The 12,707-nt window shown below is 45.8% G+C and carries 10 protein-coding genes; 9 read left to right on the top strand and 1 reads right to left on the bottom strand.

The window, feature by feature from the left end:
- Nucleotides 1–227: 227 nt before the first annotated feature.
- The 7 genes from murG (at nucleotide 228) to lpxC (ending at nucleotide 8,345) form a co-directional block, all read left to right on the top strand.
- Entirely contained in the window at nucleotides 228–1,325 is a 1,098-nt protein-coding gene (gene murG / locus ACO1B7_RS06415) for an undecaprenyldiphospho-muramoylpentapeptide beta-N-acetylglucosaminyltransferase (protein WP_004647235.1), read from the top strand.
- 12 nt (nucleotides 1,326–1,337) lie between these two features.
- On the top strand, nucleotides 1,338–2,786 hold the full coding sequence (gene murC, locus ACO1B7_RS06410) for a UDP-N-acetylmuramate--L-alanine ligase (protein WP_004647236.1): 1,449 nt from the start codon (nucleotides 1,338–1,340) through the stop codon (nucleotides 2,784–2,786).
- Between the two features lie 57 nt (nucleotides 2,787–2,843).
- Nucleotides 2,844–3,773: a D-alanine--D-alanine ligase gene (locus ACO1B7_RS06405; protein WP_004647237.1), complete on the top strand. Its 930-nt coding sequence runs from the start codon at nucleotides 2,844–2,846 to the stop codon at nucleotides 3,771–3,773.
- A 2-nt stretch (nucleotides 3,774–3,775) separates the two neighbouring features.
- Nucleotides 3,776–4,630, top strand: a complete 855-nt coding sequence (locus ACO1B7_RS06400) for a cell division protein FtsQ/DivIB (RefSeq protein WP_004647238.1) — start codon at nucleotides 3,776–3,778, stop codon at nucleotides 4,628–4,630.
- Nucleotides 4,631–4,700: 70 nt separating this feature from the next.
- On the top strand, nucleotides 4,701–5,963 hold the full coding sequence (gene ftsA, locus ACO1B7_RS06395; protein WP_004647239.1) for a cell division protein FtsA: 1,263 nt from the start codon (nucleotides 4,701–4,703) through the stop codon (nucleotides 5,961–5,963).
- A 159-nt stretch (nucleotides 5,964–6,122) separates the two neighbouring features.
- Nucleotides 6,123–7,316: a cell division protein FtsZ gene (gene ftsZ / locus ACO1B7_RS06390; RefSeq protein ID WP_004647240.1), complete on the top strand. Its 1,194-nt coding sequence runs from the start codon at nucleotides 6,123–6,125 to the stop codon at nucleotides 7,314–7,316.
- A gap of 126 nt (nucleotides 7,317–7,442) precedes the next feature.
- A complete protein-coding gene (gene lpxC, locus ACO1B7_RS06385; protein WP_004647241.1) occupies nucleotides 7,443–8,345 on the top strand; it encodes a UDP-3-O-acyl-N-acetylglucosamine deacetylase in 903 nt (300 codons plus the stop codon).
- Between the two features lie 99 nt (nucleotides 8,346–8,444).
- On the opposite strand, the gene ACO1B7_RS06380 is transcribed toward lpxC, so the two are convergent.
- The gene (locus tag ACO1B7_RS06380) at nucleotides 8,445–8,885 is read right to left on the bottom strand and encodes a DciA family protein (protein ID WP_004647242.1); all 441 of its coding nucleotides are present in this window, start codon (nucleotides 8,883–8,885) and stop codon (nucleotides 8,445–8,447) included.
- Between the two features lie 107 nt (nucleotides 8,886–8,992).
- Here ACO1B7_RS06380 and ACO1B7_RS06375 point away from each other — a divergent pair, with 107 nt between their 5' ends.
- Both ACO1B7_RS06375 and aceE read left to right on the top strand, forming a co-directional pair.
- Complete coding sequence (locus ACO1B7_RS06375) at nucleotides 8,993–9,676, top strand: M23 family metallopeptidase (RefSeq protein WP_004281322.1); 684 nt, start codon at nucleotides 8,993–8,995, stop codon at nucleotides 9,674–9,676.
- 327 nt (nucleotides 9,677–10,003) lie between these two features.
- Nucleotides 10,004–12,706 carry a pyruvate dehydrogenase (acetyl-transferring), homodimeric type gene (gene aceE / locus ACO1B7_RS06370; protein ID WP_005261554.1) on the top strand — a complete coding sequence of 901 codons (2,703 nt, stop codon included), beginning with the start codon at nucleotides 10,004–10,006 and terminating at the stop codon, nucleotides 12,704–12,706.
- The last annotated feature ends 1 nt before the right edge of the window (nucleotide 12,707 follow it).

The following is a 12,707-nucleotide window of genomic DNA, read 5'->3' as shown; positions in this document are numbered from 1 at the left end:
AATATAATGAGAAAATCATTTAAAATTGCTATGATATGTCACTTAAGTCGAAGGAAAAGTGCAGACCTTATAAATAAAACGAGTCTAAACTTGGAATTTGCATGAAAAAAACAATTAAAGCCTTGTTGAAATAAAGTAAATAAACTTTCATGGCCTGAGGTTTGTGATTACAATTGATTACTTAAATCAGATTTCCTGCTCCATTTTTTGAATTGAAGAATTAAACCGTGACCGAAGCTCAGCAAAAACAGCCTAAACATGTCATGATGATGGCCGCAGGTACAGGTGGACATGTGTTTCCAGCGTTAGCTGTTGCCAAAGATTTACAACAAAAAGGTATACAGGTTTCATGGTTGGCCACGCCCGTAGGCATGGAAAACCGCCTGTTAAAAAACCAGAATATTCCCATTTATCAGATCGATATTCAAGGTGTGCGTGGCAATGGTTTTGTGCGTAAAGCCTTGGCGCCTTTTAAAATTATGAAAGCCACCTTAAGTGCCATGAAATTCATGAAACAGCTTCAGGTCGATGCCGTGGCAGGCTTTGGTGGTTATGTGGCAGGCCCGGGTGGTTTGGCTGCGCGTATCTTAGGTATTCCGGTGCTGATCCATGAACAGAATGCAGTTGCCGGTTTTACCAATACCCAATTGTCGCGTGTGGCAAAGACGGTGTGCCAGGCTTTTCCAAATACCTTTCCGGCCCAAGATAAAGTCGTGACTACGGGTAATCCGGTACGACAGGAAATTAGCGAAATTTTAAATCCATCCTGGCGTTATCAGGAGCGTGACAAGGCAGGATTGCCCTTACGTATTCTGATCGTTGGTGGGTCTTTGGGGGCGCAAGCCTTAAATGAACGGGTTCCGGAAGCTTTAAAGCAACTCAATGTGCGATTAAGCGTCTATCATCAGTGTGGGCAAAACCATGCCGAGGCGACCCGGGCACGTTATGAAAATGCACCGGCCAGTCTACAAGTTGAAGTACAGCCTTTTATTGAGGATATGGCCAAAGCCTATTCTGATGCCGATCTGGTGATTTGCCGTGCCGGGGCTTTGACCGTCACTGAAATTGCCACTGCCGGGGTGGCTGCGATTTTTGTGCCGCTTCCAAGCGCAGTGGATGATCACCAGACGGCCAATGCCGGTTTCCTGGCCAATATCAATGCGGCAAAGATTTGCCCGCAGGCCACGATGACCCCGGAAAGTTTAACAACATTATTAGAGCCGATGCTGAATCGCCAGCTGTTAATGGAAATGGCCGTGAAAGCACGCCGACAGGCTCAACCCGATGCGACTCAACATGTGGTCCGTTTAATTCAAGAATTGTAATCCGAGTAAACTATGTCTCCAACAACCCCAGCTGAACAAGCGAAAAAGTTAATCAAAGTGCCGGAAATGCGCCGTATCAAACACATTCATTTTGTGGGGATCGGTGGCGCAGGCATGTGTGGTATTGCGGAAGTGCTGAAAAACCAGGGCTATAAAGTTTCCGGTTCAGATATCAAGGCATCCAATACCACCGCACAGCTGGAAGCGAATGGCATTAAAGTCTATATCGGACATACTGCAAATAATATTAAGGGCGCCAACGTGATCGTGGTTTCTACCGCGATTGATAAAGAAAATCCGGAAATTAAAACCGCGATTGAAAACCGTATTCCTGTGGTTCGCCGTGCGGAAATGCTGGGTGAACTGATGCGTTACCGCCATGGTATTGCCGTTGCCGGCACGCATGGCAAGACCACCACCACTAGCCTGATCACCTGTATGCTGGCTGAAGAAAACATGGATCCAACCTATGTGATCGGTGGTTTGCTGAACCGTACCGGTATGAACGCAGCCTTGGGCGCCAGCCGTTATATCGTGGCCGAAGCCGATGAGTCAGATGCTTCTTTCCTGCACCTGGAACCGATGGCTGCCGTGGTGACCAATATTGATGCTGATCATATGGATACCTATGGCGGTAGCTTCGATGTCCTGAAAGATACTTTTATCCAGTTCCTGCAAAAACTGCCATTTTACGGCTTGGCTGTAGTCTGTGGTGATGATGCCAATATCCGTGAAATCATGCCGCGGATTGCACGTCCGTTACTGACTTATGGCTTCAATGAGGACAATGACATCCGCGCAGTAGATGTTGATCAGGATGGCATGCAAACCCACTTTACCGTATTGCGTAAAGAGCGTGAGCCATTGCGTGTAACGGTCAACCAGCCAGGTTTGCATAATGTGCTGAATGCCTTGGCCGCGATTGGTATAGCAACCGATGAAGGTGTGTCTGATGCTTCAATCTGCCGTGCACTGGAAGGTTTCAGTGGTGTGGGTCGTCGCTTTGAGGTTCAGGGTGAGTTTGCGATTGAGGGCGGTGACGTGAAACTGGTGGATGACTATGGTCATCATCCAAAAGAAGTCGAAGCGACGATTAAAGCTGCGCGTCAGAGTCATCCGGACCGTCGTCTGGTAATGATGTTCCAGCCACACCGTTATAGCCGTACCCGTGACTGTTTTGATGATTTTGTGGAAGTGCTTTCTACTGTAGACCAGTTATTGTTGCTGGATGTTTATCCTGCCGGTGAAAAACCGATTGTCGGGGCGGACAGCCGTACTTTGGCCCGCAGCATTCGCTTACGTGGTGAAGTCGAGCCGATTCTGGTTGATGCGACGGACGGCAACCTGAATCAGATCATGAGAAAAGTATTGCAAGCAAATGACTTGTTATTAACCCAGGGCGCAGGTAATGTTGGAGCAATCTCAGTCGAACTTGCACAAAATCACTTATATATAAAATAGTCATCTTGTGTGACTGAATTGAATTGACCAGATTGAAAAAAGTTTAAGGATATAAACGTGTCAAATGCTTCAAAATTCGGAAAAGTTGCCGTGTTGCTTGGTGGTAAATCTGCAGAGCGTGAGGTTTCTCTAGACAGTGGTACGGCGGTACTTGAGGCATTAGTGCGTTCAGGGGTCAATGCGGAAGCGTTTGATCCTCAGGAGCGTAGTGTCACAGAACTGGTAAATTATGATCGTGCTTTTATTGTATTGCATGGACGTGGCGGGGAAGATGGCCAGATCCAGGGCGCACTGGAATGGTTAAACGTGCCGTATACCGGTACCGGTGTACAAGGTTCTGCGATCGGCATGGACAAGGTCAAGACCAAGCAGGTCTGGCAGGGTTCGGAATTGCCGACAGCACCGTATCGCATTGTCACCAAAGACTCTGATGCGAACGACATTGTTAATGCTTTAGGCTTGCCTTTGATTATCAAGCCGGTACATGAAGGTTCCAGTATCGGCATGAGTAAGGTTGAGAAAATTGAAGATTTTGCAGAAGCAATTACCAAGGCAACTGAACATGATGCTGTGGTGATGGCAGAAAAATGGATTACCGGTCGTGAATATACCATTGTGGTTTTAAATGGTCAGGCGCTGCCGGTGATTCGTCTTGAACCGCCTCAAGATGTTGCCTTCTATGACTATGAAGCGAAATATCAGCGTAATGATGTGCAATATGGCATTCCATGTGGTTTAAGCGAAGCTGAAGAGCAACAGTTAAAAGCCTTGAGTTTGCGCGCATTCCAAGCAGTCGGTGCCAGTGGTTGGGGCCGGATTGATGCCATGCAGGATGAACAGGGCAACTTCTGGTTGCTTGAAGTCAATACCGTACCGGGCATGACCAGTCACTCACTGGTGCCAAAAGCGGCAGCTGCAGTCGGATACAGTTTTGATGAGCTGTGTGTCGCGATTCTGGAACAGACCTTGACTGGTTCGGCACACTAAATATGGCTCAACTTCCTGTTTCCATGCGCCGTAAACGTGCTGCGATTACTTCAATTCACGACAAGCCGCCGACACGCAAAGAAAAGCTGACCAATTTTGGTGGCTGGTTATTGTTGTGTATTGCGGTATTGGTGCTGGCCTTTGGAATATTGGGCTTATATAAAGTCATGACCAATAGTGACGTGGCAGAGCTGGGCGTGATAGGTACGCGCTCGGCTGCTGAACAGCGTCAGGTTATGCAATATGTGTCACCGATTGTGACCGAAAACTATTTTACTTCAGATCTGGAAGCGATCCGCGATCGTACTCTGGAATTATCCTGGGTGGATCGGGTCGTGGTGTCCCGAGCCTGGCCAAATGGCATTCGGGTGCGGGTGATGCCGCATCATGCAATTGCACGTTGGGGGACAGGGCGTTTATTGAGTGACAGTGGTGTTATTTTCACTGAAGTCATACCCAAGAATTATCAGGCATTACCGTTGCTACATGGGCCAGCGAGCCATGCAGAAACCATGATGCGTCGTTATAATGAAATTAATCAGTTATTTTTGCCACAAGGCATTCGTCTAAAAGAATTATATCTCACCGAGCGAATGACCTGGTTTATGCAGTTTGATTCGGGTTTAAGAATAATTGTGGATAAAGACCAGACTATGAGCAAATTACAACGCCTGAGCCATCTGTCTCAGAGCGATTTAAAGCCGGTCTGGTCTAAAATTTCGGCCATCGACCTGCGTTATCGCAATGGATTGTCGATACAGTGGAAAAATTCAATTCCGCCTAAAATTGTAAATGGACATTTTATTGTAACCATTGATGACACGGGCGTTGAGAATAAGGTAACAGTAAAGCCATAATGACCGGCTTTAAAAAATAGAGGCATTTAAAGCCATAAATCTAACAAACACGTAATGGTAGTAGTGAATAATGAGTGAAGCTGTTCCCTCGGTTGTGGCGATTGACATTGGGACACACAAAGTTTCAGTTTTGATTGGCAAGGTACACGCGCCAGACAATATCCAAGTGATTGGTATGGCCACCGCTCGTAACCGAGGCATGAGTAAAGGGAAAATTGTCAGTCTCGATAAAGTTATTACTGCAATTAAAAATGCCGTTCAAGAAGCAGAAGATATGGCGGAATGTCGTGTACATTCTGCCTGGGTCTCTATTCCAAGTGCCGAATTAAAAAGCTTTTATGCTTCAGGTCGCACCTCGATCGACAATAGCGAGCATGCGATTACCACCAGTGAAGTGGTGCGTGCACTGGAATTGGCCAAAGCCAGTCATTTGACTTCAGATCATTATCTGGTCAGTGCTGTGCCTCTGGGTTTTGAGCTGGACGACTCACCGGAATGGGTGTTAAACCCGATTCGGATGTCGGCACATAGCATGACCGGACACTATCATTTGATGATGCTGCCGATCAGTACCATGCAGAATATTGATCGCGCCCTGAAAGGTGCCAATATTGGTGTAGAAAAAATGGTGGTGTCGAGCTTGGCTACTGCTGAAGCCAGCCTGCTGAAAGACGAAAAAGAATATGGCGTATGCTTAGTAGATATCGGTGCCGGCACGACCAATGTTGCAGTGTATGTGGATGGTCGTTTGGCCTTAACCCATACCTTCCAACGTGGCGGTGAACATGTGACCCGTGATATTGCAGCAGTATTGCAAACCACGACCGAAGAAGCTGAACGTCTGAAATTATTGTATGGCTGTGTCGACCTGAAAGTGGTCAAGCCTGACCATATGATTCAGTTCCAAGGAATTGACGGGCCACAAACCATCAGCCGGATTGAACTGACTGAAATTATTATGGCTCGTTATGAAGAAATTCTGGGTCTGGTACGTGATGAGCTGGTGAAAAATGGTGCCATCCAGGGCTTGTATCATGGTGTGGTATTGACCGGTGATGCCAGTCATATCGAAGGGATGGTGAGTTTTGTTCGCCGTACCATGGGGGTCTCGGCGCATTTAGGTAATCCGCCGACTCAGGTGTATGCAGACGAACAACATCAGGCTGCTTTACGTCGCTCGCAATATAGTACGGTGGCTGGCTTGCTGATGTTTAGTCAGAGTGATACCCAGGACACGATTGTGGAACAGGATGATGTAGAGCGGTTGTCATTGGCTAAGCGGGTCAAAAGAGCCTTGTTTGGCTTTAATGACACCCTGAAATCAATCTTTTAAGTCGATTTTTATTGTGAATATTGTTGGGAAGATGTAGTTAATCGGGCTTGTACTTGACAAGTGAACGCATGAGCAGCATTCTTAAAAACAATTTTATTAAGATTAAGGCAGTATACGGGCTTAGTGACTGCCAATTATGAATTAGGAATTTTATAGGTCATGGCCTCATTTGAATTTTTCGAAGACGATCATAGCGATAGCAATGGTCAAGCCCGTTTCACTGTATTTGGTGTAGGTGGTGCGGGTGGTAATGCGGTACAACATATGTTGCAGTCCGATATCCAGGGCGTAAAATTTGTTTGTGCCAATACGGACAAACAGGCATTGGATCGCATGGAAGCCGAATTTAAAATTCAGCTGGGCGAGCAAAGTACCCGTGGTCTGGGTGCAGGTGCAAATCCGCAAGTCGGCCAGACCGCAGCAGAAGAAAGCCGTGAACTGATTCGCCAACAGCTTGAAGGGACCGATATGGTCTTTGTAACTGCGGGTATGGGCGGTGGTACCGGTACCGGTGCAGCGCCAGTGGTTGCTGAAATTGCGAAAGAAATGGGTATTCTGACCGTTGGTGTCGTGACCACGCCATTTAACTTTGAAGGCAAACGCCGTCTACAGTCTGCTGAAAAAGGGATTGAAGCGCTAGAGCAGCATGTAGACTCATTAATCATCATTCCAAACCAGCGTCTATTGAAAGTCTTCCGTGATATTTCAATGAAAGATGCCTATAAAAAAGCGGATGATGTATTGTTGAATGCAGTACGCAGTATTTTTGATTTAGTCGTCCGTCCTGGCCATATCAACCTTGACTTTGCTGACTTAAAAACAGCCATGAGCACTCGTGGTTATGCCATGATGGGTGTCGGTCTGGGTCGTGGTGAGAACCGTGCACGTCAGGCTGCTGAGCAGGCAATCCGTAGTCCATTACTCGACAACGTGACTATCATGAATGCCAAAGGCATTCTGATCAACGTGACTGGTGGCGATGACGTGACTTTCGGTGAAATTGAAGAAATTACTGATGTCGTGAACCAGATTGTCGATTTAGATGAGGGTCAAGTGTTCTACGGTACCGTTTTTGATCCGGATGCGCGTGATGAAATCAGCGTGACTGTGATTGCAACAGGTCTCACCCGTCATGCAGCGGATTCAGTTGAACCGACCAAACGTACTAATGTACAGGCAACTCGTCCAGCAGCAGCTGCACAGGCTGTGGTGGAAGATGATGATGTACCGGCAATTCAGCGTCAGCAGCATGAAACAGGTGCAGCAGCGAATCCAGCGGCGGCTTCAGTTTCTAGCCCGCGCCCAACGCCAATGAGCATTCAGGATTATCTTAAGAATCAACAGCGTAAATAACATGTAACATCATGTGTTTAGCTAGATTAGACAGGAAAGGTGGCTTTTAAGCCACCTTTTTGTTTTTTATCAATAGCCAAATATGCTAACGTATAGCGGTTTTATAGATGAACAGATGATAAAAGCATGTTGAAACAACGTACCCTGAAACGTGTCGTGAAAGCGAGCGGAATCGGTCTTCACAGTGGGCAAAAAGTCATGATTAACTTTGTGCCGCACCATGCCGATGGGGGAATTGTGTTTCGTCGTATTGACCTGAATCCGCCAGTCGACATTCCTGCCGATGCCATGCTGATTCAAGAAGCCTTCATGTGCTCGAACCTGGTTCAGGAAAATGCCAAAGTAGGCACCATTGAACATGTCATGAGTGCGATTGCTGGTCTAGGCATTGATAACCTGATTATTGAAGTGTCGGCCTCTGAAGTCCCGATTATGGATGGCAGTGCAGGTCCGTTTATTTACCTGCTCATGCAGGGCGGTTTGCAAGAGCTGGATGCCGCTAAAAAATTCGTCAAGATTATTAAACCGGTTGAAGCACTCATTGATGACAAACGTGCCATTTTTAGCCCACATGAGGGCTTTCAGCTGAATTTCACCATCGATTTTGATCATCCTGCCTTTAAAAAAGAACATCAGTCCGCCAGTATCGATTTTTCTACTGAAACCTTCGTTTATGAAGTCAGTGAAGCGCGTACCTTTGGGTTTATGAAAGATCTGGATTATCTCAAAGCCAATAATCTGGCGCTGGGTGCCAGCCTGGAAAATGCCATTGGTGTAGATGAAACCGGGGTCGTTAATGAAGAAGGTTTACGTTTCTCGGACGAATTTGTACGTCATAAAATTCTGGATGCCGTGGGTGATTTATACCTGCTCGGGCATCAGATTATTGCCAAATTTGATGGTTATAAATCTGGACATGCCTTGAATAATCAACTTTTACGCAATGTGAAAAGTGATCCAAGCTGCTATGAAATTGTAACATTTGATGACGAAGCCAATTGTCCAATCATGTATGTGAATGTGACATAAGTCATTGTGTTTGTGTCTTTATGTTTTTGTTATTGCTTTAATACTGTGATACACATCACATAATGTTTGCTTTTTAATTTATTACATTTGATTGCTATGTTACTTTTTATTGCTTGCCAAACGTAGTAAAGCTTGGCTAAGCTTAGGGTCGCTTATAAAGTCAGCAGCACTACGAAGTAATTCCTGTGTTTCTGCATTTAAGGCTCTTTCAGGTGTTGCTGAAACAGGTGATGTTTGCGAAGGATTCCGCAAGCAAACTTGAAGTTTAGTGAGATCTGTTAATTCATTTATTTGAGAGAGTTGTGAAATGTATTGCTTTTGAAGATAGGCCAATTGACTGATCATGGCCTGGTTTTCACCGGTAATCGTTAACACACCATTTTGATAGCAGACAACTTGCCAGCGTTCCGGTTGGGGCAATAGCGGTTGTACGAGTTTCGTAAGTTTCTGCCAGGCAGCGACTTGTGATGAGAGAAACGAAAAGTTTCCTGTTTTTATCTGTTTTCTTGTTTGTTGAAAAACGTTGACAGGTTCCGACATACATGATTCCTACATATTTATGTCTTAATCTTATGCGCTTCTTTTAGTGGATATCAAGGATAGAGATCTTCAAGGAACTCGATTAAAGCAGTTTAGAGAGGTTTTTTATGCATATGCGACGTATTTTGTTGGCATTTTCTTTATCAGTTTCAGCGGCTTCGGTTGCGTTCGCAGATTTAGTCAATCTAAATCAAGAAAATGGTTCAACAGATCGTATCGAGCAATTGACGCGTACTCTGGCACAGGGTGCATATACTCATCCAGATGATATCGATATTCCAGCACAGACTAAATTGAATGTTCAACTTCGTGAGAAACCAGTTGAACTGAACAATCGAACGCTTGCTCAGAAGTATGCCAATACTTCATCCAATAAAGCGGCAGCAAACAGTGCTTATTCTTGGCTAATTTCTCATCCTTTACCTAATTCTCGCGTAAGTTCAAATTACGGTGGTCGTACCATGAGTGGCCGTGCTGAAAATCATTCAGGCCTTGATCTTGCAGCGCCAAGTGGTACACCAATCTATGCAACAGGTCCAGGAATTGTGACCAAATCAGGTTGGGGCACAGGTTATGGTCAATACGTTGAAATCAATCATGGCAATGGCTATTTAACGCGCTATGCCCATGCTTCACGTCTTATTGCACGTGTGGGAGAGCAGGTGCAAGCAGGTGATCATATTGCCAACGTTGGCTGTACTGGTCGCTGTACCGGTCCACACTTACATTATGAAGTAGTAAAAGACGGTCAACGTAAAAACCCATCTACTTATTTGGCCATGTTACCTTAAGTATAGACCTGAATAACAAGAAGCATCTCTATACATAAAAACCTCCAATAAGCATTTTAAAGCGTTTAAACTGCAGGCTCTTCAAGTCAACTTGAAGGGCTTTTTGTTTTATCACTTTTAAGTCTCATATTATCACCAACTATTATAATGATTGTATAATAAATCGCCTTTATTGACTATTTTTTGTTATGTAGTGTAATTATACGTCACCCATCATTTAGTTCCTAAATAGTACTGCTAAATCGCATTCAGCTAAGGCCATACCTGCAGAGGTCTTAAATATGGTACATATAAGACATTAGATTAGGCTTTTAGGAACTGTAGATTATGGCGTTTTATGGCGATACAGACGCGCAAGAAACCCAAGAATGGCAAGATGCATTTGACTCTGTTTTGCAGCACATGGGCACTGAGCGTGCAGCATTTTTGTTAGAAAAACTTTATCAACGCGCAATTGCAAAGCATGTTCCTATTCAGCGTTTAAATACTCCCTACTTAAATACGATTTCTGTTGAAGAACAGCCTGCAATGCCAGGCGACCAGGACATGGAGCGCCGTATTCGCGCGCTGATCCGCTGGAATGCCTTGGCAATGGTATTACGCGCGAATAAAACCGGTGACGATCTCGGTGGTCACCTAGCGAGTTTTGCTTCTTCCGCAACCCTTTATGATGTGGGCTTTAACCACTTCTTCCGTGCCAACAGCGACAGCTTTGGCGGCGACATGATCTATTATCAAGGTCACTGTGCACCGGGTATTTACGCGCGTTCATTTTTAGAAGGCCGTTTGACTGAAGAGCATCTGAATAATTTCCGTCGTGAAGTGGGTGGTAAAGGTTTGCCATCTTATCCGCATCCTTATTTGATGCCGGACTACTGGCAGTTCCCGACCGTATCGATGGGTCTGGGTCCAATCATGTCAATTTATCAGGCACATATCCAAAAGTACCTGATGAACCGTGGCCTGATTAAAGAAGAAGATCGTAAGGTTTGGGCTTATCTGGGTGATGGTGAGATGGACGAGCCGGAAAGCTTGGGTGCAATTTCTCTGGCAGGTCGCGAAAAGCTCGACAACCTGATTTGGGTAGTGAACTGTAACTTGCAACGTCTGGATGGTCCGGTACGTGGTAATGGCAAGATCATTCAGGAACTTGAGTCATTATTCCGCGGCGCAGGCTGGCGTGTGATTAAAGTTGTGTGGGGCCGTCATTGGGATCCACTACTGGATAAAGATAAATCCGGTGCACTGAAAGCAGTGATGGAAGAAGCAGTTGATGGCGATTTCCAGCGTTACCAGGTAAAAGGTGGTGCTTACGCGCGTGAAAAGTTCTTCGGCAAATATCCAGAAGCAGCTGAGTTGGTTAAAGACTTAAGCGACGAAGATATTGATAATCTGAACCGCGGTGGTCACGACCCGTACAAAGTCTTTGCTGCTTATGCCGAAGCATGTACGGCCAAAGGTCAGCCGACCGTGATTCTGGCAAAAACCGTGAAAGGTTATGGTTTGTCGGAAGAAATCGAAGCAGTCAACAAAACTCATCAAATCAAGAAGATGCAAATCAATTCCTTGAAATATGTGCGTGATCGTTTCAACCTTCCTTTCACCGACGAACAGCTTGAAGAAGTACCGTTCTACCGTCCAAGCGAAAATTCCCCTGAATTGAAATATATGAAGGCACGTCGTGAAGCGCTAGGTGGTTACCTGCCTGCACGTCGTAAGGAAAGCGAACAGCTAGCGATTCCTGGACTTTCAGTATTTGATTCGGTCTTGGCCGGTTCAAATGGTAAAGAACAATCGACCACGATGGTGATGGTGCGTTTAATCTCTGCACTTCTTAAAGAGAAAGCGATTAAAGACCGTGTTGTGCCAATCGTGCCTGATGAAGCCCGTACTTTCGGTCTGGAAGGGATGTTCCGTCAGCTCGGTATTTATGCCGCGCATGGCCAGAAATATACCCCGGAAGACCAAGAACAGCTGATGCATTACCGTGAAGCCAAAGACGGTCACATGTTGCAGGAAGGGATTAACGAAGCCGGTGCGATGAGTGCATGGGCAGCATTGGCGACCAGTTATTCAACCAATAACCTGCCAATGATTCCGATGTACATGTACTACTCGATGTTTGGTTTCCAGCGTATCGGTGATATTGCATGGGCAGCCGGCGATGCACAGGCACAAGGTTTCTTGCTGGGTGCAACCGCAGGTCGTACTACACTGAACGGTGAAGGCTTGCAGCATCAGGATGGTCATTCACACATCTTGGCCAATACCATTCCAAACTGTGTCTCTTATGACCCATGTTTCGGTTATGAATTGGCAGTGATCGTGCATGACGGTTTACAGCGTATGTATGTGAACCAGGAACGTGTGTTCTATTACCTGACCGTGATGAACGAAAACTACGAGCATCCGGAAATGCCAAAAGGTGTTGAAGAAGGCATTAAGCGTGGTATGTACTTACTGGAAGAAGATGAAAAAGCCACTGTTCAGTTACTGGGCTCAGGTGTAATCCTGCGTGAAGTGATCAAGGCGGCGAAGATTCTGCGTGAAGAATATCAAATTCATTCAAATGTCTACAGCGTGACCAGCTTCAATGAACTGGCACGTGACGGTATGGCATGTGAAGAATACAACCGCTTGCATCCGCTGGCTGAAGACGTAAAAGAAGCATGGGTATCGAAACAGCTTCGCGGTACTGAAGGTATCGTCGTGTCTGCAACCGATCATATGCGTGCTTATAGTGAACAGATTCGTGCTTATCTTCCAGATGGCCGTCCATTCGTAGCATTGGGTACTGACGGTTATGGCCGTTCAGATACACGTGCCAACTTGCGTAGTTACTTCGGTGTTGATGCTGCCCATATTGTAGTAGCAACCCTGAAAAAACTGGCAGATGAAGGTGAAGTTGATGCGCGTCTGGTAAAAGATGCGATCTCGACTTTCGAGCTTGATACAGATCGTCCAGTGGCTTGGACACCTCAAGAAACCCCATCTGTACATGCTGTTGCTGACTACAAAGAGGAGAACTAAG

The sequence above is a fragment of the Acinetobacter lwoffii genome (genome assembly GCF_049367455.1).
In the GTDB taxonomy this organism is placed as follows: domain Bacteria; phylum Pseudomonadota; class Gammaproteobacteria; order Pseudomonadales; family Moraxellaceae; genus Acinetobacter; species Acinetobacter lwoffii_W.
Note: the sequence above shows the minus strand (reverse complement) of the source record. Positions and strands in the feature narration are given on the sequence as shown.